This window comes from Polynucleobacter cosmopolitanus (assembly GCF_002224225.1).
In the GTDB taxonomy this organism is placed as follows: Bacteria; Pseudomonadota; Gammaproteobacteria; order Burkholderiales; family Burkholderiaceae; genus Polynucleobacter; species Polynucleobacter cosmopolitanus.
Window position 1 is genome coordinate 961,219 of record NZ_NJGG01000001.1, and the last position, 24,954, is coordinate 986,172.

Here is a 24,954-nt window from a genome sequence, read left to right on the forward strand (position 1 = left end):
CACTGTTGTTTAGAAATTAAAGCCCATGCCAAAGCTGAGGCCGCCGAGTTTTGTTTTTTGTAAAGGTTCGCCTGCTTTCATATCGTAATAGAGGGTGCGATAACCCAGCATCATATCTCCCCATCGGTAGGCTTTGCCAATACCAACCATTGCTTGCCATGTCATATCAGTCTTACTCCCTTGACCTCCCATATCGAAATAGAAGGGCATGAACCAATCCGTTGATGAAATTCTTGAACGACCTTTTATGCCGATGACAGGATCTGTTGCTCTGGCTCTTTTGGAGAGTGATAAGTCATCAAAATGATTGAAATCAATGCGCCAATTCGCTTTGACATTCACTGTTCTAAGGCTAACCAATGTATCTATAGATAATTGGGGCTCATGGAAAACGTTATAAGAAACCCCGCCCGTGAAGGTTGTCAGCTTAATGGTGGCTGTTGATGAAGTTGAAATTACATTGCCACCTCGAACATGTTCATCAGTGAACTCAGCGTGCGCGGCATCTGCAAGCAAGCCCCACTTTCCATAACGAGCCTGTCCAGAGAGCATCGCAACTCCAGAAAGATGCTTGAGAACGTCTCCGGCTGTCACATCAGATGATGAGTTTGTCTCTGGAAGTGGAGCTTCAGTACTTATTCCAGGCAACCATAAATAAGGTGTTAGAGAAAATTTCCACTCATTGGCGATCGGGGCAATTGGGTTGGTGCTGATTTGAGTTTGAGCATGAATGACCCCTGAAACACTGGCGACTATAAAAAGACATACAGCTTTGAAGTAAGTTATTTTCATGAAATTAATTGTGATTTGATTGGGCAAATTAAAGCATAGCGAATGAAATTCACCATTAGCTCAGTGGTGAATGACCCGTATTTTTGACTCTGTGAATCTATAGATTTTTAAAATAGGACAATTACACCGCAGGTGTAATAATCACCAAAATGCTGTTTTATTGAGGGAAACACTTGTTTTGCATGGAATCTCACGAAACTCAATAAAATCAAATGATTGACAACAATGATTAGCAGTACAAATAACAGGAATCAGTTAAGACAAATGAGCACAACCAGAAAAAACGATCGCTTGGTGTGGGTAGATATGGAGATGTCGGGTCTTCAGCCAGAAACAGACCGTATTTTAGAAATTGCCATGATCGTGACAGATGGAGATTTGAACATCGTTGCTGAAGGACCTGTTTTGGTGGTGCACCAAGAAGATGCTGTGCTGGATCGCATGGATGCTTGGAATAAAGGCACTCACGGTAAATCTGGTTTGATAGACAAAGTGAAGGCATCTACTTTGACTGAAGCAGAGGTTGAGGCAGAGTGCTTGGCATTTTTAAAGCAACATGTGAAATCAAGTATTTCTCCGATGTGCGGTAATACCATTCATCAGGATCGCCGATTCATGAATCGCTATATGCCGAAATTAGAAGCTTATTTCCATTATCGAAATATTGATGTCTCAACCATCAAAGAATTATGCAAACGCTGGCAACCTGAAATCGCTAAAGGCTTCTCAAAGCAGCAGGCACATACTGCTTTGGCTGACATCATTGAATCAGTAGATGAGTTGCGTTATTACAGAGAAAAACTATTCATTCCAACCATTGGCGATGAGCCCATCGTTGAAGGTAACTAAATAAATTCATTGATAAGCAATCAAGAAATAATTTAATCAAAAGATAAATATGCTTTCTCAAGACGCCAATATGTTTTTAAGAATCGCCGCCATCATCACGCCAGTGGTGTTGATCATTTTGGTGGGTTGGTTATATGGTCGTAAAGCTCACCCCGATATGTCGGGCATCAATCGTGCAACGCTGGATGTGATTGCGCCATTGTTGGTTGTTTCTGCGTTTGTGAGTAAAGATTTTGAATTGCTTGACCAGTGGAGCTTATTGCTCTGTGGCGTTGCTGTGGTTTTGGGCTCGGGTATTTTGGCTTGGCCGATTGCCAAGATATCTGGCATGGATCCCAAAACATTTGTGCCCCCCATGATGTTCAATAACTGCGGCAACATGGGTTTGCCCTTGGCAGTGTTTGCTTTTGGTACTGCTGGCCTTGCTCCTGCTGTGGCATTGTTTGCGATTTCTAATTTGATGCACTTCACTTTAGGAGTCAAGTTGGTGAACCCCAGAGCATCAGTCAAAGGGGTCTTTGCGAATCCGATGGTGATTGCGACCATATTGGGCATCTTCCTATCAAGCACCAAACATCTTTACACCTTGCCTGAGCCTTTGTATCAATCAATCAAATTATTAGGCGATGCGACAGTGCCTTTGATGTTGTTCTCTTTGGGTGTCCGCATGAAAGATGCCAATTTGAAACATTGGCGTGAAGGATTTTTAGGCGCTGCGATTTGCCCAATTGTGGGCTTGACGGTTGCTATGATCATCGCACCATTTGTTGAGATGACCGATCTTCAAAAAGGTCTTTTATTTGTATTTGCTAGTTTGCCACCAGCAGTTTTAAACTTCCTGGTGGCCGATCGCAACAAACAAGATCCTGAACTGGTTGCCTCGATTGTTCTACTTGGCAACTTATCTGCGATGATCTTCGTGCCTATCGGCTTGTACCTTGGCTTGAGATAAGCAGCTCAAATTCTTAAGTTTTAAAAATCTGAAGTCTTCAGCCTCAAGCCTCAAGTTATTTGGCTCTGATCGCTGATTTAGGGCGGAATGCTTTGATCACAGTTTCATTGGTCTCTACATAAGGGCCGCCAATCAAATCAATGCAGTAGGGCACAGCTGCAAAAATACCCGGAACTATTGATTTGCCATCAGCATCCTTCAAACCTTCCAAGGTTTCTTGAATGGCTTTGGGTTGCCCTGGTAGATTGATGATCAAGGCTGCATGGTTATCGATTTCTCGAAGAGCAGCAACCTGTCTAGACAAAATGGCCGTAGGAACGAATTTAAGGCTGATTTGGCGCATTTGCTCAGCAAAGCCTGGCATCTCTCTACTGGCAACAGCCAACGTTGCCTCGGGCGTCACATCTCTTCTAGAGGGCCCTGTGCCTCCGGTGGTTAAAACCAAGTCGCAACCAACCTCATCCACCAGTTCCTGAATGGTCTTAGAAATCAATTCTTTTTCATCAGGAATCAAGCGAGATTCCATGTGCCAAGGGGAGGTCAAGGCTTTGGCAAACCAAGATTCGAGAGCCGGAATGCCTTCATCTTGATAAACCCCGCTGCTGGCACGGTCTGAAATTGAAATCAAGCCAATCCAAATTTCATCTGGATGTTGGCGTTTTGTGTTTTTAGTATTGGTATTTTTTGCACTCATACGTCAATTCTAGCTATGATTGCGGAATGTTTTCACATTCACCCACACAATTACAAGAATTAGTCTCTTATTTATTGGCTGAAGCCAAGGCTTTGGGGGCTACAGATGCCGCCGCTGAGCTTTCGGAGGGCAGTGGCTTATCGGTCTCGGTTCGCAAAGGCAATATCGAAACCATCGAGCAAAATCTTGACAAGCAAGCTGGCGTGACGGTGTTCATCGGCCAGAGACGTGGCAATGCGGGAACCAGTGATTTTTCAAAAGAATCTCTCAAGGCCAGTGTTCGAGCAGCTTTTCACATCGCGCAGCACACCGCTGAAGATGATTGTGCTGGATTGGCTGAAGCCGATCTACTAGAAAAAAATCCCAAAGATTTAGATCTGTACCATCCTTGGAACATCAATACTGCCGAAGCTGTAGAAATTGCCAGAGATGCTGAGCGGGGTGCTTTTGCTGTGAGTAAAAATATCACCAACAGTGATGGTGCAACCGTATCTGCACAGCAATCACATTTCATGTTGGGTACGAGCAATGGTTTCATGGGCGGTTATGCGATCTCTCGCCACTACATTGCCTGCACTCCTATCGCAAGTGCAACAAGTAAAAAAGGCGCTGCCATGCAGCGTGATGATTGGCACACAACTGCTCGCGCACCAGAGGACTTGGCCAGGCCAGGGGACGTTGGTGCTTATGCAGCTAAAAGAGCTTTGGCAAGATTGGGTGCGCGATCTATTTCCACCAGACATTGCCCGGTTTTATTCGAAGCCCCATTGGCAGTAGGCTTGGTGGGCGCTTATGTGCAAGCAACCTCAGGTGGAGCTTTGTACAGAAAGTCCAGCTTCTTGCAAGACAGTTTGGGTAAAACCATTTTCCCTAAGCACATTGATTTATTGGAAGAGCCGCACATACCTCGCTTAACTGGCAGCGCACCATTTGATGAAGAAGGTGTGAAAACACGTTCGCGCAAAGTGATCGATGCAGGTGTTGTGCAGGGATACTTCTTATCTACTTACTCTGCCAGAAAGTTGGGCATGCAATCCACTGGCAACGCAGGTGGCTCTCATCAACTGCAATTCAAAAGCCGCTTAACAAAACCATCTGATGATTTGCCGGCCATGTTGAGAAAAATGGGTACAGGTTTATTGGTCACTGATCTCATGGGTCAAGGTGTTAACTATGTGAACGGTGATTATTCACGCGGCGCTTTTGGATATTGGGTTGAGAATGGAGTGATCGTTCATCCCGTTGAAGAAATCACCATTGCAGGTAACTTAAAAGAGATGTTCAAGCAAATTGTGGCCATCGGGGCAGACACTTTGATGCGTGGCACGAAAGAGACTGGCTCAATACTGATTGAGAATATGACGGTGGGTGGGCGTTAATGCAGCAACAACTAGTCGCTGCATTTAATTAATTACGCTAACTGATTAAAGTTTGCTGGTGTAGGTCACAAAAGCGTAAGCCAAGGTGCCATTGTGATGCTCTTCTCTTGAAACTTCTTCCCAGAGCATGTCGTCGACATCAGGGAAAAATGCATCGCCATCGATTTCGATATCCACTTCAGTGATGATGAGTTTATCGACATACATCAAAGCCTCATCATAGATTTGGGCACCACCGATGATGAAAGCTTTTTCAACACCTGAGCAAGCATCAATCGCATCCTCTAGAGATGTGAAGGTCTCTGCACCTTCAGCTTTGAATTCTGGATTGCGGCTCACCACGATGTTACGTCTACCAGGCAGTGGGCGACCCAAAGATACCCAAGTGTTGCGACCCATGATGATAGGACAACCCAAGGTGGTATTTTTAAAGTGTTTGAGATCTTCTGGTAAATGCCAAGGCAGTGTGTTGTTCACACCGATCACGCCATTTTTAGCACGCGCAACAATGATGGCTAATTCCACAGCAATCCTTTGATTAAATGGCTACAGGAGCTTTGATTGGGTCGTGATGCTGATAACCAATGAGCTCAAAGTCTTCGTATGCGTAGTCAAAAATAGATGCTGGTTTGCGACGAATGTTTAATTTTGGCAAAGGCAACGGTTGACGTGATAACTGAAGTTTCACTTGCTCCATGTGATTAGAGTACAAGTGGCAATCTCCGCCTGTCCAAATAAATTCACCAGGGGTTAAGCCAGCTTGCTGAGCAATCATGTGCGTCAATAGCGCATAGCTCGCAATATTAAAAGGCACACCTAAGAAAATATCAGCACTGCGTTGATAGAGTTGGCAAGATAATTTGCCATCAGCAACATAAAACTGAAAGAAAGCGTGGCACGGTGGTAAAGCCATGCGTGGAATTTCAGCAACGTTCCAAGCTGAAACAATTAAACGACGTGAATCAGGATTATTTTTAATCTGATCCATCAACTGACTAATTTGATCAACGTGTTCGCCATTAGGGGCTGGCCATGAGCGCCACTGGTAACCATAAATTGGACCGAGCTCACCGTCTTCTTTGGCCCACTCATCCCAAATGCTCACACCACGTTCTTTTAACCAATTGTTATTGGTGCTGCCTTGCAAAAACCAAAGCAATTCAATGATGATTGATTTGAGGTGTAATTTTTTGGTGGTGACAACCGGAAAGCCCTCTTGTAAATCAAAGCGCATTTGATGGCCGAATACTGAAACAGTGCCCGTGCCAGTGCGGTCTGATTTGTGGGTTCCTTTGGCCAAAACATGGCTCATGAGATCTAGATATTGCTGCATATCAGAATTCTACTACTTGCTAAAAGTAACCACGTGATCGGCCACTAATTTGATGCCAATTTTTTCACCGATCGCATGATTATGGTGACTAGGCACCATGGTCAGCAAGCGTTGACCAGAGTCAAGTTCAACGGTGTATAAAAAGTCCCCGCCACGGAAGGCTTTGGTGATGACCTCTGCTTGAAGAGGGCTGTCATCATCATGAACAATATCGTCGGCTCGCAAAAGAACATCGACTGCTTCATTGGGCAAGCCATAACTTGATTGAGGCAGGGGTAATGAGCCTAATTCAATTTCCACTGATGGGCCTGGTTTGGTGACTCCAGGCACAAACACACCGTAACCCACAAAGTCAGCCACAAAGCGAGTGGCAGGACGGTGGTAGAGGTTATAGGCGCTGTCCCATTGAACCAAGCGACCATCCACCATCACACCTACATCATCAGCAATAGCAAATGCTTCAAATTGATCATGTGTGACCAATAAGGCGGTTGTGCCATTGGCCTTCAAAATATCTCTGACCTCGCCAGCCAAGCGCTCACGCAAATCCACATCCAAGTTTGAGAATGGCTCATCTAAGAGCAGCAGTTCTGGTTCTGGTGCCATGGCACGGGCCAAGGCCACACGTTGCTGTTGGCCACCTGAGAGTTCGTGCGGATAGCGAGCCCCAACGTTATTAAGGCCCACACGTTCAAGCCATTCTTCAGCCTTTTGCAAAGCTTCTTTTTGGCTTAACTCTCTTAGGCCAAAAGCCACGTTCTCAGCATTGGTTAAATGGGGGAATAAAGCATAGTCTTGGAAAACCACACCAACACGTCTTTTTTCTGGGGCAATTGAGAAGTCTTTTGAACTAACAATTTGCTTATCAAGGGTGATGGTGCCATTTTGGATGGGCTCAAAACCACAAATTGCACGCAAAACAGTTGATTTACCGCACCCCGAAGGCCCCAGCAAGCAGCCGATCTTGCCATGGTCTAAATGCATGCTCAGGCCTTGAACGACATGGTTCCAGCTACCAGACTTTTCGCCTGGATAACCCACATCAATGCCCTCAATATTTAAATGAATTGGTTGCGTATCGATAATCATTCTTATAATTATCCCATCTTGCGACCACGAATAACACCCATACTCCTATCTTTGGTATTGGCTTTGCCAATATTGGGGATTTTTGCCGCACTCCTGAACCCTCAATCCAGCAGTGGTGGTGTGCTTTTGCACCTTATAAACACGGTATTACCAGGGTACGCCTGGACCACCTTGGTCTTGGCTTTGGGAGTGACGATTGGGGTTGCCAGCATGGGCATCATCACCGCATGGTTGGTGGCCACTTGCGAGTTTCCTGGTAAACGGGTGTTCGAATGGGCTTTGATCCTACCTTTGGCTATGCCAACCTATGTGATGGCTTATGCCTATACCGATTTTTTTCAATTCTCAGGGCCTATCCAAACTTTTTTAAGAGACTTGTTGGGCGTTGATCGTTTGCCTTGGTTCCCTGAACCAAGATCACTGTGGGGCGCTATTTGTGTATTGAGCCTGGCCTTGTACCCATATGTTTATCTCTTGTGCCGCACAGCTTTTTTAGAGCGCAGTCCTCGATTAATTGAAGCAGCAAGAACACTTGGAGCCGGTCCTTGGGGAGCTTTTTGGCAAGTCGCTTTACCCATGGCAAGACCAGCCACGATGGCAGGCGTTGCTTTGGCATTGATGGAAGCTGTGGCAGATTACGGTGCAATGTCTTATTTCGGGGTGCAAACCATGACCACTGGTATTTACAGAGCATGGTTGAGCATGGGTGATCGCATGGCGGCCGTGCAATTATCTGCAGCCTTGTTGGGCGTGATTTTTTTACTGCTACTTTTAGAACATGCCAGTCGTCGAAAAATGCGTTTTGCTACTTCAGGTCAGCGTTTCAGACAAATCAAACCTTGGCGACTGCAGGGAAGAAAAGCCTTTTGGGCCAGCTTAGCTTGCTTATTGCCTTTGCTATTTGGTTTTATCTTGCCCGTCATCATCATGGCATATTTGGCCATTTCAAGCGGTGAAAGTTTGAATGAGCGTTATTGGAGTTGGTTAGGTAACACCATCACCTTATCGACGCTCACTGCAATTTGTGCAGTTGTCATTGCCGTTTGGTTGGCCTATAGCGCAAGACTTGCCAAGGGTGGATTGCAACAAATAGTGAATCGCATGGTCAGCTTGGGTTATGCCGTGCCAGGAGCTGTTTTAGCGGTGGGTATTTTGGTCTTATTGGGCCAGCTTGATATTGCGTGGTTGATTTCTGGTTCAGTGGTGGTTTTGGTTTATGCGTATCTGACTCGCTTTTTATCTTCTAGTTTGCAAACAGTTGAAGCGGGTTTGAGCAAGATCACACCAAGCATGGATGCGAGCGCCATGAGTTTAGGATCTGGTCGCTGGGAACTATTGAGAAAAATTCATTTGCCACTTTTGCGCCGCAGTTTATTAACGGCTGGCTTGCTTGTCTTTGTAGATGTTATGAAAGAGTTACCGGCAACCTTGGTGCTTCGACCGTTTAACTTTGACACCTTGGCAGTTGTGACATATCAGCTGGCGTCTGATGAGCGTTTGGCTGAAGCAGCTTGGCCAGCATTGACGATTGTGTTGGCAGGTCTTCTGCCAGTGATCATCCTATCAAGAGCAATGTCTAAAGACTAAGCTTTTGGCGTGACGCCAAGAATCTCATGAAGTTTGGGTGAAGTAGTTGTGTATTGCAGATGGATGGCTTGCCCTGGATAAATATGAGTAGCGCATCCATAAGCTGCTAACGTCGCTTCATGAAAACCACACACGATTAATTTCTTTTTGCCAGGGTAGGTGTTGATATCGCCCACCGCAAAAATACCAGCAGTGCTACTTTGAAATTTTTCGGTGTCTACCAACACCTGCTTATTTTCTAAATCGATGCCCCAGTCAGATATTGGCCCAAGCTTCGGTGATATGCCAAGTAATGGAAGTAATGTATCTGGGGTCAGATCATGCGTTTGCCCATCAAAGTCTGTGACTTCTAGGCTGCTTAGTTTTTCAGCAGTTGCTTTGAAGTTAGTAACTTGTCCGAGTTGAACCTTGATCACGTTTTCGGCACATAAGCCTTGAAAACGTTGAATCAAAGACTCTTCGGCTTTAAAAACGTCGCGTCTATGAACCAAGGTGATACTTTTGGCAATGCCAGCCAATGCAACCGCGGCCTCTAGGGCAGCAGTTTCCCCACCGTTGATGACGATATCTTGGTTGGCGTATTGTTTGGCTTGGCTGAATTTATAAAAGACTTGTTTGCCTTCATAAGAGTCAATGCCAGACAATGACAATTTTCGGGGCTTGAACGCCCCAACTCCCGCTGATACAACGATCACTTTACTGATGAATGTTTCTTGTGATGTTTCCACATCAAAGCGACCATCAGCACGTTTTTGAATCAACGTCACTTCTTGATTGAAATGGAAGGGCGTTTGTAAAACTTTGATTTGTGCTTGCAAGCGATCAATTAATTCTTGACCGGTGCAAAAAGGAATACCGGGAATATCGTAAATGGGTTTATCTGCATAGAGTTCAACGCATTGACCACCAGCCTGAGGCAGGGCATCAATCAAATGTGCTTTGATGCCCAATAAGCCGAGTTGAAAAACTTGATAGAGACCTACCGGTCCTGCGCCGATAACAATTGCATCTGTTTCAATGGGTGCTTGTTTTTCTGCCACAGGATCTTTCTGAAAGATACTTTAGCGAACTAACTCGCCCAATTTATTTTTAACATCTTTCCAGTCGTCTGCATCAGCCAAACCTTCTTTTGATTTTGTGATGGAAGGCCATTTGGCTGCAAGCTCAACGTTGAGTTTGATGTAAGCCTGTTGATCACCTGGCACATCATCTTCAGCATAAATAGCATTGACTGGACATTCTGGAACGCAAACAGCGCAATCAATGCACTCATCTGGGTCAATGACCAAAAAGTTAGGACCTTCGCGGAAACAATCCACTGGGCAAACATCAACGCAATCGGTGTACTTACAACGAATACAGGCTTCAGTTACAACATAAGTCATGGCATCAATCTCAAAGAGGATGAAAAAAAGATATTTTATCTTAGACGGGCCTCTAAATTGCAGATAGCCTTATTCTTAGGCGTGGCATCAGCATTTCTATGTGATTTAAATCAATGACATACAATAAAGAAAAATCAATAAAACAAACAAAAATAGGAGACAAATATGTCGCAAACTGCCCAAAAACCGAAGATTTTGCTTGCACGATCTGTCTTCCCAGATCTTTTGGCTGAGTTAGAAAAAGTTGCCATTGTTCAATCAAATCAAGATGATCATCTATGGAATGCGGTTGATTTGAAAGCAGCTTTGGCTGATAAAGATGCAGCAATCATCACTGGAAGTGAGCGCATTGATGCCGATATGCTCAAAGCTTCCCCACAGTTAAAAATTGTTTCAAATATTGCTGTGGGTTACAACAATTTAGACATGCCAGCTTTTAAGGCTGCCAATGTGATGGCCACCAACACGCCTGATGTGTTGACGGATACCACAGCTGATTTTGGATTCACCTTGATGATGGCGACAGCGCGTCGCTTGACCGAGAGCGAGCATTGGTTAAGAGCGGGGCATTGGGGTAAGTTCTCAATTTGTGACGCCCCACTATCCATGGATATTCATCACTCTACTTTGGGCATCATGGGCATGGGTCGTATTGGTCAGGCAATTGCCAAGCGTGCGCGCGGCTTTAATATGAAAGTGACTTACTTCAATCGTTCACGCTTGTCTGAAGATTTGGAGAAAGAATGCGGTGCTACATATGTTGACCGTGAAACTTTACTCAAGCAATCTGATCACATTATTTTGGTCATGCCTTACACCCCAGAAAATCACCATCTCTTTGGTGAAAAAGAATTGAATCTAATGAAACCGACTGCAACCCTTGTGAATATTGCGCGTGGTGGCATTGTTGATGAGTTGGCTTTAGCTAAGGCGCTCAAAGAAAACAAAATTTTTGGCGCAGGTTTGGATGTGTTTGAGGGTGAGCCAAAAGTGATTCCAGAATTATTGGCGCTGAAGAATGTGGTGTTAGCACCGCACATGGCAAGTGCCACAGAAAAAACCAGAAGAGCGATGATTCAGTTAGCGATCAAAAATTGTTTGGCTGGTTTGAATGGTCAGACGCCACCAAATTTATTGAAAGCTTGAAGCTAGAAATTAATCTTGAGCAGCAGGTGTTTTGGTGTCATTGATGGTGGTTTCTTTAACAGCCACCTCGATGCCACCAAATCTATCAGCAACCCAGTTATAAACTTTGCAGGCTAACCAGAGCAAACCAAAGCCGACCAAAGCATTCAGAATCAATGCTGAAATCACTGTGAAACCAGGCAATTCACCATCTCTTACAAAAGCAACGAAGAGAGCCAATAAAACAATTGGCACTGAAAAACTCAGATACACCAATACCAATGTCTTGGCCGTATGAAGAGGGTCGACATACACAATTTCTCTCTTGGTGTATTTGGTGCTTGGCATTTTTATTCTTTGTTGAAAAAGTAAGTGTTGATTGATATGCCATCAATTCTATACTAAATCCCAGAATAATGTTGCATTGCAATAAGGCTTTTATCCTTTAAAGCCTTTGCTGTAGGGCTTCTTTAAACCAAACCCTCGAATAAAACCACCCCAACGGTATCGCCCGCCTGGATGTTTTCTTGATCATGCGCCAAAACTATGAAGCAATCTGCTTCACTCATGGAGCGCAGAACGCCTGATCCCTGGGCGCCTGTGATGCGCACTGTTCTGTTGCCTGTGGCATCAGTGGACAAGATGCCGCGTTGGAATTCAGTCCGACCTGGTCGTTTACGGATTGCTTCAACAGTCTTGGCTTGCATCATCGGTGGAGCAACTTGAGTAGCGCCACTCATGGCCAAGAGAGCATTTCTGACAAATTGATAAAAAGTCACCATCACAGCCACAGGGTTGCCTGGTAAACCAAATAAAACTGCGCGATGTTGATCGCCTTGAATTGAACCGAAAGCCATTGGTCTTCCAGGGCGCATGGCAATTTTCCAAAAGCTCACATCCCCGAGTTCGCGCATGATTTGCTTGGTGTAGTCAGCCTCTCCAACCGAGACGCCGCCAGAAGTGATGACTGCATCACAAGTCGCTGCTGCTTGACTGAAGGTGGCACGCATCGCATCTGGATCATCTTTCACAACACCAAAATCGTGAAGCTCAACATTCAAACGACTCAACATTCCAAATAAGGTGTAGCGATTGCTGTCGTACACACAGCCATCATCTAGGGGCTGTCCAATCGAACGAAGTTCATCGCCAGTTGAGAAAAATCCAACCTTGAGACGGCGCTTGACTGTCACAGAACCCATGCCTAGAGATGCAATCAAACCTAAATCAGATGGTCTGATGATCTTGCCAGCAGATAGGGCTGCTTGACCAATCGAGAGATCTTCACCTTTCAAGCGACGGTTATCACCTGCTTTGATCACAGATGATTGAAACTGAATCTGGTCACCATCAACTTTGACTAATTCTTGAGGGATGGTGGTGTCACAACCAGCGGGCATCACAGCACCTGTCATGATGCGAACGCATTGACCATGACTTACCTTGCCATCAAAAGCATTACCAGCAAAACCTTTGCCAATCATGGTTAAAGAGGTCACGCCATCTTTAATAATTGATGCTCCACTGAAGGCATAGCCATCCATGGCTGAGTTATCTGCAGAGGGAACATTGATGGGGGAGATGATGTCGCTGGCTAGAACACGTCCCAGTGAGTCGTAGATCGAAACTGTTTCTGTTTCAAGGGCTAATGATGCTGGTCGAACAAATTCATCAACAACTTTGCTTGCGATCTCAACTCGCAATGATTCTGGATCATAGTCAGACATGCAAGTGACTACTGAATTAAGTGTGGGTAGTGAACTCATCTAGACATCTCTTGTTTTAGCTGATGAAAATGTTTATCCACCGATATAAGACATTTCAACTTTGCGCTTGCCTTCCATTTCTGGAGAGCCGCGCAGTTCAGAATATCGATCGGTGCGGTGAGACCAAACTTGCGCAATGGCATTGCTGATCTCTAAGTCTGATTTGCCGGCACGCAGCAAGGCTTTTAAATCATGACCTTCGGTGGCAAACAAACACAAATACATTTTTCCTTCAGTGGATAAACGAGCTCTTGAACAATCTTTGCAAAAAGCCTGAGTCACACTTGAAATCACGCCAACTTCGCCGGATCCATCAACATAGCGCCAACGTTCAGCGACTTCACCAGGGTAGTTCGGGTCAATATTTGTTAAGGGGAAAGTTTCATGAATTTTGGCAATCACAGCAGCAGAAGGTAGAACTTCTGTCATGTTCCAACCATTTGATGCGCCCACATCCATGAATTCAATGAAGCGCAAAATCACATCGCTGCCTTTGAAATATTTGGCCATTGGAATGATCTCGTGATCATTGGTTCCCTTTTTAACAACCATGTTGACTTTGATATTTTTAAAACCAACTTCTCTGGCTGCCTCGATGCCATCCAAGACATCACCCACTGGAAAGCCAACATCATTCATCTGCTGAAAAGTTGCATCGTCCAAACCATCCAAACTGATGGTCATTCTGGTCAAGCCTGCATCTTTCAAAGCCTGGGCTTTTTTTCGCAACAAGCTGCCGTTGGTGGTCAGCGTTAAATCCAATGGTTGACCACTCAAAGTTTTCAGTGAAGCCAACATCTCAATCAGTTTTTCAACGTGTTTGCGAAGCAGGGGTTCGCCACCAGTTAAGCGGATTTTTTCTACACCGTGCTCAATGTAGATTTTTGCCAAACGAACGATCTCTTCAAAGCTTAAAAGATCCCCATGAGATAAATAGGGGTAATCTTTATCGAAGACCTCTTTGGGCATGCAATAAGTGCACCGAAAGTTACAGCGATCGGTGACTGAAATTCTTAAATCATGAAGACGTCGCCCACGGGTGTCGGCGAGAAGGCCATTCGGCGTCAACAGTTGTTCCGGGATGGCCGGAACATGGCTGTCGATTTTTCTTTGGCGCTCATCAATGAGGGGTATGACTCTTTCTGACATAACCCTCATTGTAGAACCAAGTTCACTTTTCGATGGTTTGTTCTTTTCCGCCAGTTTCTACTAGAACCATAGGGCCAGTTGATACTTCAACAGGCGGCTTTGGCTCACGCGGCGGGTGAGAAATCACTGGCTCAGCAGCAATTTGTTCACGAACTTCTTCTAATTTCTGATGATCTGTGTTCACCCATACCATTCCGGCAGACTCAATCACTGAAGTTAATTCAGACGTTTTTAATGGCTGAAACTCAACTTTTGGCAACGGCGCAGGAGCAGCTACTGGAGCTTCAACAGATACAGCTGCTGGTGCAACTACTGCTGGCGCAACAAATGCTGGTGCTGGCGATGCTTCAGCCACAACTACTGGAGCAGTTGGAGCAGGGCTTGAAGCTTCCGTATTCATTGAAGAATTGCTGAATGATTCACTTGAAGCGTCAATAGCTGATGAAGTCACTGCTGAAGCTACCGCAGCCACTGCAACTGTTGCTGAGGCATCTGAACCATCAACGTTGACATCTTGCGCATTTTCTGGACGATCTGCACGATCGCGCCCACGGTTGCGGCCACGACGATTACGACCACGACGACGCTCATCACCTTCAGCGGCTTCACCATTCTGAGGAACTTCAGCATGCGTCAACAAATCTTTGGCTTGATCTGCTTTCACATCTTGATTGGCTTCAGGTTTATTTGGACGCTGTTGATTGCGGCCATTGCGTTGGTTTGGTTGACGTGCTTCTTTGTTGTCAGCTTTCTCTTCGCCATCACGTGGAGTTTGATTGCGTTCGCCCGCTTCATTTTTGTTACGGTTATTGCGATTGCGGTTATTGCGATTGCGGTTATTGCGATCACCATTTCTATCGCTGGCTTCACCACGACCACGACCATTGTTTGGACGCTTATCAGTAGACTTAACTTCTTCTTTGGCGCCGAAAAGTTTCTTGATGAAACCAATCAAGCCACCAGACGCTTGTTTTTCACCAGCCACTTTGCGCTCTGCGCGTGGAACGCTGGCAGGGGCAGGTTGGCTTGGTCTTACACCTTTGACAGCCGCTTCTTGACGTGGCTTGGCTTCTTCAGCTTTGCGGTTCAAGATGGTGTCAGATTCAAGTTCTTTGCTGGCTTCATCGGCCATCGCGTAACTTGCTTTTGGATCATCCAAACGGGGATCATCATGGCGTAAACGCTCAAGCTTGTAATGAGGAGTCTCTAAGTGCTTGTTTGGCAATAGCAAGACGTTCACTTTGAAACGACTTTCAATCTTGATCACTTCAGCACGTTTCTCGTTGAGCAAGAATGCTGCAACATCAACTGGTACCTGACAGTGAATTGCCGCCGTATTTTCTTTCATCGCTTCTTCTTGAATGATGCGAAGAACTTGCAGTGCTGAAGACTCGGTGTCACGGATGTGACCTGTACCATTACAGCGAGGACAAGTAACGTTGCTGCTTTCTGATAATGCAGGGCGCAAGCGTTGACGTGATAGTTCTAGTAGACCAAAGCGTGAGATCTTGCCCATTTGAACGCGAGCACGGTCATGACGCAAAGCGTCTTTCAAGCGTTGCTCAACATCCTTTTGATTCTTCGATGACTCCATGTCGATGAAGTCAATCACGATCAAACCACCCAAGTCGCGCAAGCGCATTTGGCGTGCCAATTCGTCGGCAGCTTCTAAGTTTGTTCTGGCCGCTGTTTCTTCAATGTCTGAACCACGGGTTGAGCGAGCAGAGTTCACGTCCACAGAAACCAAAGCTTCGGTGTGGTCAATCACGATCGCGCCACCAGATGGCAGGGTCACTGTGCGAGAGTAAGCGGTTTCAATTTGGTGCTCAATTTGAAAGCGTGAGAACAAAGGCACATCGTCTTGATAGCGTTTCACGCGTGACATGTTGTCAGGCATCACCACAGACATGAAAGAGCTGGCTTGCTCATAAATTTCATCGGTATCGATGAGGATTTCACCGATATCTGGTTGGAAGTAGTCTCTGATGGCACGGATCACCAAGCTAGACTCTAAATAAATCAATAGTGGTGCTTGGTTGCCGGTGGCAGCTTCATCGATCGCTGTCCAAAGCTGCATCAAGTAGCTCAAGTCCCACTGCAATTCTTCGGCACTTCTACCAATTCCAGCAGTTCTGGCAATGATGCTCATGCCATCTGGAACTGTTAACTGACCCATGGCTTCACGCAACTCAGTGCGATCCTCGCCTTCGATGCGGCGAGAAACACCACCGCCTCTTGGATTGTTTGGCATGAGAACCAAATAACGACCGGCTAAAGAGATGAAGCTGGTTAAAGCAGCGCCTTTATTGCCGCGCTCTTCTTTTTCAACTTGAACGATGATTTCTTGTCCTTCGCGCAATGCATCTTTGATGCCTGCTGTGCGAACGTCAATTCCGTCCTTGAAATAAGCTCTTGAAACCTCTTTGAACGGTAAAAAGCCATGACGCTCTTCACCATAGTTCACAAAGCAAGCTTCTAATGAGGGTTCAATGCGTGTGATCACGCCTTTGTAGATATTGCCTTTACGTTGTTCACGTCCAGTTGTTTCAATATCAATGTCGATCAGTTTTTGACCATCAACAATGGCTACGCGCAGCTCTTCTTGCTGGGTAGCGTTAAATAACATTCGTTTCATTTAAATCTCCGTCCTGCAGCCAGGCAGCCATCGCGGTGAGCGAAACGGAATTGAAGGGATTGCGCAAGGCAATCTCTGTGATGTCAAACTTCACTACACTCGCTGACTTATTCTTCTTTGCGGGTCAGCGTGCGCTTAAATTCTTTTATCTGTTTCGCAGTTCGCGGCACTATGCCAGCCAACTTTGCGTCTCATTACATCAGGGGAGAGGCGAACCCTGGAAATATTTTTGGCTATTTCAAACCCAGCTTGGGGCGCTACCATGCAAACAATAAATTTGATGTTGCGCAGCAAGATAGGTCATTATATGTCATATGAACAGTAATTCGGTAACCCAACACATTGTTTTATTTGAGGAAGCTGGCCAAAGGCTAGATAATTTCCTGTTTCGCATGGCAAAAGGGGTGCCAAAGACCCATATTTACCGAATTATTCGCTCTGGCGAGGTCCGGGTGAACAAAAAAAGGGCCGATGCGAGCCAAAAAATCCAAGAAGGGGATGTTTTACGCCTGCCACCATTGCGTGTTTCGGAGGTAAAAGCCCCGACAAATGACTTCATTTCGAAGAAGATAAATGCAGAAATAAAGATTTTGCATGAAGATGACAGCATTTTAGTGGTAGATAAGCCTTCTGGGATCGCTGTGCATGGTGGTTCAGGGGTCTCTTTGGGCTTGATTGAGGCCATGAGGGCTCAAAGACCAGACGCTAAATTCCTGGAATTGGTCCATCGCCTGGATCGAGATACCTCTGGCATTTTGATGTTGGCCAAAAAACGCAGTGCTTTGGTCCATCTTCACGAGCAAATACGTGAAGGGAAGATGGAAAAACGCTACTTATTAATAGTGCATGGTCAATTACCGGTCAGCGCAAAGTCAATTCCACTCAAATACCCATTACTCAAATACTTGCTTCCCAATGGGGAGCGTCGAGTCAGGGTGGCAGAAGATGGCGGTCAGCCAAGTCATACCAATATCCGGGTCAAGGCAAATTATCGTGATGGTTTATGCAGTTTGGTCGAGGCACAGCTTAAAACGGGGCGCACCCATCAAATCCGGGTGCATTTACAAACCTACGGCCATCCTATTTTGGGTGATGACAAGTACGGTGATCAAGAATTAGATAAAGTATTAAAACCAAAAAGACTATTACTGCATGCAAGACATTTATCATTTATTCATCCTAAAACAGAAGAAAAAATGACTTTCGAGGCTGATATCCCCGAAGCATTTGAAAAAATGGAGACAACATGAAACTGGCTGCTTACCAATACCAAGCCGAACAATACGTGGGTGTTATTGCTCAAGATTTACAAACAGTCACACCGTATCAACTGAGTAAAGAGGATGCTTCGCGCGGAGCATTGGCAATCATTGAGTTGATGGCTGAAGGCAAAGCTCTGCCTGCTTTGGGTTCTGCTGTTGCATTAAAAGATGTCTGTTTGTTGGCTCCGATCCCCAAGCCAAAGAGAAATATTTTTTGCGTGGGTAAAAATTATTTGGATCACGTCAAAGAAATCAAAGACAGTAAATTGGGTGAGGCGCAGGGCGCCATGGCCAACTTACCGAAGCACCCAGTGGTGTTCAGTAAAGTGCCTGAGTCTGTGATTGGTCCCCTCGTTGGCATTGATAGTCATCCTCACGCAACTCAAGAGATGGATTACGAAGCTGAGTTAGCGGTGGTGATTGCTAAAAAAGGCAAAACCATCAGTCAAGCTGATGCAATGAAATATATCTGGGGATACACCATCATTAATGACATCAGTGCTCGTGATGTGCAAGCAAAGCATGTGCAATTTCATTTGGGTAAAAGTTTTGACACTTTCTGTCCCATGGGTCCTTGGTTGGTATCTGCAGATGAGCTAGATTCATCCAAAGCATCCATCAAGTGTTGGGTGAACGGTGAGTTAAGACAAGATGCCACCACGGAATTATTGATTTTCAATATCCCAACCATCATCGAGGCAATTTCAAAGGGCATGACTCTATATCCAGGCGATGTGATTGCCACCGGTACGCCAAGTGGTGTGGGTATGGGCTTTAAGCCACCTCGCTTTTTGAAGAAGGGCGATACCGTCAAGATTGAAATTGATGGCATTGGCACTTTAGAAAATCCTGTGATTTAAGGGTATCGATGTCACTTCGTTATGAATTAATTGTGTGGGATTGGGATGGAACCTTGATGGATTCCACGCCCACCATCGTGCGTTGTATTCAAGATGCATGCCGCGATTTGGCCTTGCCTGTGCCCGAAGATTCTGTTGCTAGCCATGTGATTGGCTTGGGTATTCAAGAATCATTGCGTAAAGCCTGCCCAACTGTTTCGGTGGATGATCACTACAAATTAATTGATCGCTTCAGATTTCATTACTTGAGCAAAGATCATGAATTAAGTTTGTTTGAGGGCGCCAAGGATTTGTTGTATCAATTAAAAGATCGAGGACATCTTTTGGCGGTGGCCACCGGTAAAAGTCGCAAGGGCCTGGATCGCTCCTTGGGTTTTCATCGGCTTGAGGATATTTTTGCGGACAGTCGCACACCGGATGAATCAAAATCGAAGCCTCATCCTGGCATGCTTTTAGATTTATCGGATGCTTTGTTGGTGCCGATGGAAAAAATCTTGATGATTGGTGATACGACGCATGATTTGGGTATGGCCAATGCTGCAGGAGCTGATGCCGTGGGCGTGACTTATGGTGCACACCCAGAGCACGTATTGAAAACTGAAAATCCTTTGGCTTGTGTCAAGAATGTTCAAGAGTTATCTGATTGGTTAGCAGCTAACGCATAAAAAGATTAAGCTCTTACTTGAAGTATTAAATTTATCGTATTACCTAAATTAGTTAGATTAATTAAGAAAGTTATTCATGTCTGATGAAAAAGTCTGGGAAAAACAGGCCTTAGAACATTTGTTGTTGGAGAACCTCAAGGAGCAGCGTCGCGGTCGTCGCTGGAGAACAGCTGTACGCATGATGACCTTGCTGGTGTTTATCGGGGTTGCGATCAATTTGTTTGATATTGATATTGGTGGCAAGTCCAGCATGGGTAAGCATACGGCGTTGGTTGATTTGCAAGGTGAGATTGCGCCTGACAGTAAAGCCAGCGCAGATGCGATTAATGCATCTTTGCAAGCAGCATTTGAAAATTCTGAGAGTGTTGGTGTGATTTTGCGCATCAACAGCCCTGGCGGCTCCCCGGTTCAGTCCGGCATTATTCACGATGAAATGTTGCGCTTGCGTGCCAAGTATCCTGAAAAATCATTGCATGTGGTGGTTGAAGAAATTTGCGCATCCGGTGGTTACTACGTGGCATCTGCTGCGGAAAATATTTATGTTGATAAAGCCAGTTTGGTTGGCTCAATCGGTGTGATCATGAACGGCTTTGGAGTCACTGGTTTGATGGAGAAGTTGGGAATTGAGCGTCGTGCCATCACTGCTGGGAAAAATAAAGCTTTGTTAGATCCATTCAGCAAACAAGACCCAAAGCAAAAAGAATTTGTTCAAGGCATGATCAGTGAAGTGCATGAGCAATTCATCAAGGTGGTGCGCGATGGCCGCGGTGATCGTTTGAAAGAAACTCCTGACATGTTCACAGGTTTGGTATGGAATGGTGCTAAGAGTGTTGAGTTAGGTTTGAGTGATGGCTTGAGCAGTGTTGATGGAGTTGCGCGCGATGTGTTCAAAGCATCAACAATTGTTGACTACACCATGAAAGATAATTTGGCTGAGCGAGTGGCCAAGCGTTTCGGCGCTGCAATGGGCGAGGGCGCTACTCGGGTATTGATGTACGGTGGTCAGATGCGCTGATCAACAGCTCATCTAAAATCAAGGTTAAGCCAAGATTAAAAAAACTGCCGGTCGTTGATGAAGGGCTTGGAGTAATCCAGGCTCTTTTTTTATCTGCGCTTGCCAGGCACTGACAGTTTTAGAGATCACCAAGGCGTTGGGCAAACTCAAATCTGCCGCCACACACATTTGGGTATTTCCCTGTAGTGACTGCAGCATTGCTTCAATCATGGCTGCGTTGCGATAAGGGGTTTCAATCCACAATTGAGTTTGATGTTTTCTTTTCGACTCTTGCTCTAATTGTTTGAGTGTGGCTGTTCTCTCTGGATCTTTCACGGCAATATAGCCATGGAAAGCAAAGCTCTGACCATTCATGCCCGATGACATCAATGCCAATAACAAAGAGTTAGGTCCAATCAATGCTCGCACTGGAATGCCCATTTGATGAGCGGTATTCACAACATCAGAGCCTGGGTCGGCAATTGCTGGAAGACCCGCTTCAGACATCAAGCCCATGTCGTGGCCATCGAGCAATGGCTGAAGCATTGCTTTTAAATTGGTAGAGCCATGAGCAGACTCTTTTCCAGGGCCACGCCATTCTGTCATTTGCATTTCTTGGATGGGGCAGATCAATGGTGATTGTGAGCCAACAGCCTTTAATAAAGCTCTCGCAGTTTTTGCGTTTTCAACAATCCAATAGCGAAGCTGAGAAGCTTGTTCGATCGTGTCATGGGGCAAGACATGGTTGAGCTGAGATTCGCGATCTTCGTCGCCCAGGGTGTTTGGAATTAAATAAAGAGTGCCTGGCATTTTTTCTTTTTTATTGATTGAGAGGAATAGAAAAGCCTGCTTCACGCAAAAGTGTGCACACTGTTATCAAGGGCAAGCCAATCAAGGCGGTGGGATCATCACTGCGAACGTACTCTAAAAGACAAATACCCATACCTTCTGATTTGGCACTGCCCGCGCAATCGTAGGGTGTCTCAGCTATAAGATAGGCTTCCAAAGTAGCATCGTCGAGTTCTCTGAATTTAACTTCGGTGATAGCGTTCACAGTTTTTGCGGATCCCGCATGGGCCACGCAAACAGCTGTATGAAATTTCACAGTTTGACCGCGTAATTTTTGTAGTTGCACCATTGCATTTGTATGGTTACCTGGTTTGCCCATGGCCACACCATTTAAATCAACCACCTGATCTGAGCCAATCACATAAGCCGATGGGTGACTCAATGAAACTGCCAAAGCTTTGGCTTGAGCCAAACGAATGGCCATCAATTCTGGCGTTTCATTGGGCAAGGGTGCTTCATCCACTTCTGGGGAGATGGTTTCAAATGACAAGCCTAGGCGACCCAGCAATTCTTTTCTGTACTTAGAAGTAGATGCCAAGATCAATCTTTTGCTTTGGCTGGCAGAATTCTTGGATAAATTGCTTGGGTTCGGGGCGGCACTCATTTATGCTTTCGGTATGAATTCAAAAAATATGACACCCCACATTTTGCCGAATAATGCCAAGGACCTTCAATCCATCGATATGCGGTCTGGGCTGACTTACATTGGCCAGGGGGTGCTCGAACTATCTCACTTTCCACGATTGTTACAGGAAATGACGGTTGAAGCTAATTTCCAGCCTTCAGGGCTTCATTGGGAAATGAGTACTTGGTTTGAGGAGCGTTTTGGAACAATTCCTATGCAATACATGCACTTACGTCTAGCGCTGGATTTGCCGCTGACCTGCCAGGCCTGTTTGCAGCCTTACATCGAATCTTTGGACTCCGACCGTGATTACATCCTTTTTGAGACTGAAGAAGAGGCTGAAGCCTGGGATTTTGATGAGGAAAATCAAGATGCTGAGGATGCTCTGGTGTCCTCTGAGGCCTTTAATCTATTGGAAACTATTGAAGAGGAACTGCTTTTAAACCTGCCTTTGATTGCCAAACACCCTTTGGGCGAGTGCAAGCCAGAAGACCTGCAAAAAGTGAGCAAAACCCTTAAATCGGGGTCAGAAGAGATCATCATCAAAAAGCCCAATCCATTTGCAATCCTAGAAAAGCTCAAGAAACAATGACTTTATGCTAGAATCTCGGATTCGTTTAGGAGTAAAAACATGGCTGTTCAACAGAATAAAAAATCACCGTCAAAGCGTGGCATGCACCGTGCTCACGACTTCTTGTCTGCACCTTCATTGGCAGTTGAGCCAACGACTGGTGAAGCTCACTTACGTCACCACATTAGCCCAAATGGCTATTACCGTGGTCGTAAAGTTGTTAAGACTAAGAACGACTAATTCCCTCACAGGAAAAGATCAAGCGGCACTCCTGGTGGCCGCTTTTTTCTTAAAAAAACAATTTTCATGAGCGTCACGCTAGCTGTTGATGCGATGGGTGGAGACCACGGTATAGTGGTCACAGTACCCGCCAGCACAGGCCTTCTGGCAGAGTTGCCAGATTTACATATAAGACTCGTCGGTAACGCTGATCTAATCAATCAAGCGTTATCTCAAGTTCCCTCTGAAATAAAGAGCAGGATCACGGTCGTTCACGCTTCAGAAGTTGTCACGATGGATGATTCCATTGAGGTGGCTTTGCGCAAGAAAAAAGACTCATCGATGCGTGTGGCTGCTGAGCAAGTCAAAGAAGGCTTGGCGCAAGCCGCTATTTCAGCAGGCAATACGGGCGCCTTGATGGCAATTTCTCGTTATGTTTTAAAAACTTTGGATGGTATTGATCGTCCTGCGATTGCCGCAGTGATGCCTAATCAATTAGGTCGAGGCACGATTGTTTTAGATTTGGGCGCCAATGCGGATTGTGAAGCGATTCATTTATTGCAATTTGCACAGATGGCCGATGTGATGGCCAGGGCCGTAGACGGAATCGCTAATCCTACGATTGGTCTTTTGAATATTGGCGAAGAAGTGATCAAAGGTAATCAAGTGGTCAAAGAGGCTGGTGAGTTATTGCGCCAGAGTAGCTTGAACTTCTATGGCAACGTAGAAGGCAATGACATATTTAAAGGCACCACCAATATTGTGGTGTGCGATGGTTTTGTTGGAAACGTGGCGTTAAAGACCAGTGAAGGTTTGGCTTACATGATTTCTGGACTGATCAAAGAAGAATTCAGTCGTAATTGGATCAGTCGTTTGATGGCTTTGGCTGCAATGCCTGTTTTATTGCGTTTTAAAAAGCGTGTGGATCACCGTAATTACAATGGTGCAGTACTCTTAGGTTTGCGCGGTTTAGTTTTGAAAAGTCATGGCTCAGCTGATAAAAAGGCATTCACAACTGCTTTGCGCAGAGCGTATGAAGGTGCAAAAAATAATATGGTTGGAAAAGTGGCTGATGCATTCATGGTGACGCATGCGACAAACTCTCATAATGAGACCGTGGCATAAGGATTCAATTCAATGACTCAATTGACTCAACGATACGCAAAGATACTTGGCACAGGCAGCTACTTGCCGGCCAACAAGGTGACCAATGCTCAGATCACTGAACGACTCGCTAAAGATGGTGTTGAAACCAGTGACGAATGGATTTTTTCAAGAAGCGGTATCAGTGCGCGTCATTTCGCTGCTGCTGATCAACTCACCAGCGACCTTGCTTTGGAAGCATCGAAAAAAGCGATTGAAGCAGCTGGCATTACTGCGAATGACATCGATTTAATTATTTTGGCAACATCAACGCCTGATAATTTAGGTGGCTTTCCAAGCACTGCTTGCGTGTTGCAAGATAAATTAGGTATTACCAACCAATGCGCAGCATTTGACGTTCAAGCAGTTTGCTCTGGATTTGCTTACTCTTTGGCTGTGGCTGATAGTTTTATTCGCAGCGGCATGTATCAAAAAGTATTGATTGTTGGTGCTGAAACATTCTCAAGAATTTTAGATTTTAAAGATCGCGGCACTTGCGTACTCTTTGGTGATGGAGCTGGAGCAGTGGTGGTAGGCGCGAGTGATGAGCCAGGTATTTTGGCTGCTGCCATGCATGCGGATGGAAGTCATCGTGAGATTTTGTGCGTACCAGGCAGAACTGAGCATGGTGCCCTAGAAGGCTCTGCCTTTTTGAAGATGGATGGCCAAGCAGTATTTAAATTAGCTGTGAAAGTTTTAGAGCAGGTAGCTCAAGAAGTTTTAACGGCTGCAAAACTAACGCCTGCAGACATTGATTGGTTGATTCCTCACCAAGCCAATATCCGCATCATGGAAGGCACGGCCAAAAAATTAGGCATCGCTTTGGATCATGTGGTCGTGACTGTTCAAGATCACGGCAACACATCGGCGGCCTCGATTCCATTGGCACTCGATACAGCGATTCGTGCAGGCCAAATCAAGCGTGGACAACATCTGTTGATGGAAGGCGTGGGTGGTGGTTTCACCTGGGCTGCTGCAGTCGTTAAGTACTGATGGTGACAACGTCAAATAAAAATTAAGCAAAAAGTTAA

Annotated in this window: 26 protein-coding genes; 13 read left to right on the plus strand and 13 right to left on the minus strand. The window is 45.4% G+C overall.

The genetic code is table 11. The features are described 5' to 3' along the window. Positions 1 to 9 precede the first annotated feature (9 nt). Positions 10 to 792, minus strand: a complete 783-nt coding sequence (locus AOC33_RS04975) for a hypothetical protein (protein WP_089515441.1) — start codon at positions 790 to 792, stop codon at positions 10 to 12. Positions 793 to 1,056: 264 nt separating this feature from the next. Between AOC33_RS04975 and orn the strand changes: the two genes are divergently transcribed. Then, positions 1,057 to 1,641 carry an oligoribonuclease gene (orn, locus tag AOC33_RS04980; protein ID WP_245835594.1) on the plus strand — a complete coding sequence of 195 codons (585 nt, stop codon included), beginning with the start codon at positions 1,057 to 1,059 and terminating at the stop codon, positions 1,639 to 1,641. Between the two features lie 70 nt (positions 1,642 to 1,711). Continuing rightward, the gene (locus AOC33_RS04985; RefSeq protein ID WP_089515633.1) at positions 1,712 to 2,593 is read left to right on the plus strand and encodes an AEC family transporter; all 882 of its coding nucleotides are present in this window, start codon (positions 1,712 to 1,714) and stop codon (positions 2,591 to 2,593) included. A gap of 55 nt (positions 2,594 to 2,648) precedes the next feature. Here the strand turns inward: AOC33_RS04985 and mog are convergent, their stop codons facing one another. Continuing rightward, positions 2,649 to 3,287 carry a molybdopterin adenylyltransferase gene (gene mog, locus AOC33_RS04990; RefSeq protein WP_089515443.1) on the minus strand — a complete coding sequence of 213 codons (639 nt, stop codon included), beginning with the start codon at positions 3,285 to 3,287 and terminating at the stop codon, positions 2,649 to 2,651. A gap of 26 nt (positions 3,288 to 3,313) precedes the next feature. Here mog and pmbA point away from each other — a divergent pair, with 26 nt between their 5' ends. Further along, positions 3,314 to 4,666 carry a metalloprotease PmbA gene (pmbA, locus tag AOC33_RS04995; protein ID WP_089515444.1) on the plus strand — a complete coding sequence of 451 codons (1,353 nt, stop codon included), beginning with the start codon at positions 3,314 to 3,316 and terminating at the stop codon, positions 4,664 to 4,666. Between the two features lie 45 nt (positions 4,667 to 4,711). Here the strand turns inward: pmbA and AOC33_RS05000 are convergent, their stop codons facing one another. From AOC33_RS05000 to AOC33_RS05010, 3 genes are read right to left on the minus strand one after another with little or no spacing between them, the layout of a single operon-like run. Then, the gene (locus AOC33_RS05000; RefSeq protein ID WP_089515445.1) at positions 4,712 to 5,191 is read right to left on the minus strand and encodes a dihydrofolate reductase; all 480 of its coding nucleotides are present in this window, start codon (positions 5,189 to 5,191) and stop codon (positions 4,712 to 4,714) included. A 13-nt stretch (positions 5,192 to 5,204) separates the two neighbouring features. Next, positions 5,205 to 5,999 (minus strand): thymidylate synthase, encoded by a 795-nt coding sequence (locus AOC33_RS05005; RefSeq protein ID WP_089515446.1) that lies wholly within the window; start codon positions 5,997 to 5,999, stop codon positions 5,205 to 5,207. Between the two features lie 12 nt (positions 6,000 to 6,011). Continuing rightward, positions 6,012 to 7,088: an ABC transporter ATP-binding protein gene (locus AOC33_RS05010; RefSeq protein ID WP_089515635.1), complete on the minus strand. Its 1,077-nt coding sequence runs from the start codon at positions 7,086 to 7,088 to the stop codon at positions 6,012 to 6,014. An 18-nt stretch (positions 7,089 to 7,106) separates the two neighbouring features. Between AOC33_RS05010 and AOC33_RS05015 the strand changes: the two genes are divergently transcribed. Next, a complete protein-coding gene (locus tag AOC33_RS05015; RefSeq protein ID WP_245835595.1) occupies positions 7,107 to 8,675 on the plus strand; it encodes an ABC transporter permease in 1,569 nt (522 codons plus the stop codon). Here AOC33_RS05015 and AOC33_RS05020 read toward each other — a convergent pair. Beyond that, entirely contained in the window at positions 8,672 to 9,715 is a 1,044-nt protein-coding gene (locus tag AOC33_RS05020) for an NAD(P)/FAD-dependent oxidoreductase (protein WP_245835596.1), read from the minus strand. The two genes, AOC33_RS05015 and AOC33_RS05020, sit on opposite strands and share 4 nt — an antisense overlap. Positions 9,716 to 9,736: 21 nt before the next feature. Beyond that, positions 9,737 to 10,060: a ferredoxin FdxA gene (gene fdxA / locus AOC33_RS05025; RefSeq protein WP_089515449.1), complete on the minus strand. Its 324-nt coding sequence runs from the start codon at positions 10,058 to 10,060 to the stop codon at positions 9,737 to 9,739. 165 nt (positions 10,061 to 10,225) lie between these two features. Between fdxA and AOC33_RS05030 the strand changes: the two genes are divergently transcribed. Further along, positions 10,226 to 11,206 carry a 2-hydroxyacid dehydrogenase gene (locus AOC33_RS05030; RefSeq protein WP_089515450.1) on the plus strand — a complete coding sequence of 327 codons (981 nt, stop codon included), beginning with the start codon at positions 10,226 to 10,228 and terminating at the stop codon, positions 11,204 to 11,206. 9 nt (positions 11,207 to 11,215) lie between these two features. On the opposite strand, the gene AOC33_RS05035 is transcribed toward AOC33_RS05030, so the two are convergent. The 4 genes from AOC33_RS05035 to AOC33_RS05050 form a co-directional block, all read right to left on the minus strand. After that, the gene (locus tag AOC33_RS05035) at positions 11,216 to 11,533 is read right to left on the minus strand and encodes a hypothetical protein (protein WP_089515451.1); all 318 of its coding nucleotides are present in this window, start codon (positions 11,531 to 11,533) and stop codon (positions 11,216 to 11,218) included. Between the two features lie 122 nt (positions 11,534 to 11,655). Then, a complete protein-coding gene (moeA, locus tag AOC33_RS05040) occupies positions 11,656 to 12,912 on the minus strand; it encodes a molybdopterin molybdotransferase MoeA (RefSeq protein WP_245835597.1) in 1,257 nt (418 codons plus the stop codon). A 72-nt stretch (positions 12,913 to 12,984) separates the two neighbouring features. Continuing rightward, positions 12,985 to 14,100 (minus strand): GTP 3',8-cyclase MoaA, encoded by a 1,116-nt coding sequence (moaA, locus tag AOC33_RS05045; RefSeq protein ID WP_089515453.1) that lies wholly within the window; start codon positions 14,098 to 14,100, stop codon positions 12,985 to 12,987. A gap of 22 nt (positions 14,101 to 14,122) precedes the next feature. Continuing rightward, positions 14,123 to 16,735, minus strand: coding sequence for an Rne/Rng family ribonuclease (locus AOC33_RS05050; RefSeq protein ID WP_089515454.1), 2,613 nt, complete (start codon positions 16,733 to 16,735; stop codon positions 14,123 to 14,125). Positions 16,736 to 17,049: 314 nt separating this feature from the next. Here AOC33_RS05050 and AOC33_RS05055 point away from each other — a divergent pair, with 314 nt between their 5' ends. From AOC33_RS05055 to AOC33_RS05070, 4 genes are all read left to right on the plus strand, one after another. Beyond that, a complete protein-coding gene (locus AOC33_RS05055; protein WP_089515455.1) occupies positions 17,050 to 17,985 on the plus strand; it encodes an RluA family pseudouridine synthase in 936 nt (311 codons plus the stop codon). Beyond that, positions 17,982 to 18,857 (plus strand): fumarylacetoacetate hydrolase family protein, encoded by an 876-nt coding sequence (locus AOC33_RS05060; RefSeq protein ID WP_089515456.1) that lies wholly within the window; start codon positions 17,982 to 17,984, stop codon positions 18,855 to 18,857. Before AOC33_RS05055 ends, AOC33_RS05060 begins: the two co-directional genes overlap by 4 nt. Positions 18,858 to 18,865: 8 nt before the next feature. Next, positions 18,866 to 19,522, plus strand: coding sequence for an HAD-IA family hydrolase (locus AOC33_RS05065; RefSeq protein ID WP_089515457.1), 657 nt, complete (start codon positions 18,866 to 18,868; stop codon positions 19,520 to 19,522). A gap of 76 nt (positions 19,523 to 19,598) precedes the next feature. Continuing rightward, on the plus strand, positions 19,599 to 20,537 hold the full coding sequence (locus AOC33_RS05070; protein ID WP_089515458.1) for a S49 family peptidase: 939 nt from the start codon (positions 19,599 to 19,601) through the stop codon (positions 20,535 to 20,537). Positions 20,538 to 20,561: 24 nt separating this feature from the next. Here AOC33_RS05070 and AOC33_RS05075 read toward each other — a convergent pair whose 3' ends face one another. Both AOC33_RS05075 and AOC33_RS05080 read right to left on the minus strand, forming a co-directional pair. After that, positions 20,562 to 21,326, minus strand: a complete 765-nt coding sequence (locus tag AOC33_RS05075; protein ID WP_089515459.1) for an SAM-dependent methyltransferase — start codon at positions 21,324 to 21,326, stop codon at positions 20,562 to 20,564. 10 nt (positions 21,327 to 21,336) lie between these two features. Then, the gene (locus AOC33_RS05080) at positions 21,337 to 21,969 is read right to left on the minus strand and encodes a Maf family nucleotide pyrophosphatase (RefSeq protein WP_089515460.1); all 633 of its coding nucleotides are present in this window, start codon (positions 21,967 to 21,969) and stop codon (positions 21,337 to 21,339) included. A gap of 28 nt (positions 21,970 to 21,997) precedes the next feature. Here AOC33_RS05080 and AOC33_RS05085 point away from each other — a divergent pair, with 28 nt between their 5' ends. The 4 genes from AOC33_RS05085 to AOC33_RS05100 all read left to right on the plus strand — a co-directional run bounded on the left by AOC33_RS05085 (position 21,998) and on the right by AOC33_RS05100 (position 24,916). Next, positions 21,998 to 22,582, plus strand: coding sequence for a YceD family protein (locus AOC33_RS05085; protein ID WP_180738100.1), 585 nt, complete (start codon positions 21,998 to 22,000; stop codon positions 22,580 to 22,582). A gap of 39 nt (positions 22,583 to 22,621) precedes the next feature. Then, on the plus strand, positions 22,622 to 22,801 hold the full coding sequence (rpmF, locus tag AOC33_RS05090) for a 50S ribosomal protein L32 (protein ID WP_089515462.1): 180 nt from the start codon (positions 22,622 to 22,624) through the stop codon (positions 22,799 to 22,801). 66 nt (positions 22,802 to 22,867) lie between these two features. Continuing rightward, positions 22,868 to 23,905, plus strand: a complete 1,038-nt coding sequence (gene plsX / locus AOC33_RS05095) for a phosphate acyltransferase PlsX (RefSeq protein WP_089515463.1) — start codon at positions 22,868 to 22,870, stop codon at positions 23,903 to 23,905. Between the two features lie 12 nt (positions 23,906 to 23,917). Next, positions 23,918 to 24,916 (plus strand): beta-ketoacyl-ACP synthase III, encoded by a 999-nt coding sequence (locus AOC33_RS05100; RefSeq protein ID WP_089515464.1) that lies wholly within the window; start codon positions 23,918 to 23,920, stop codon positions 24,914 to 24,916. Positions 24,917 to 24,954: the final 38 nt, after the last annotated feature.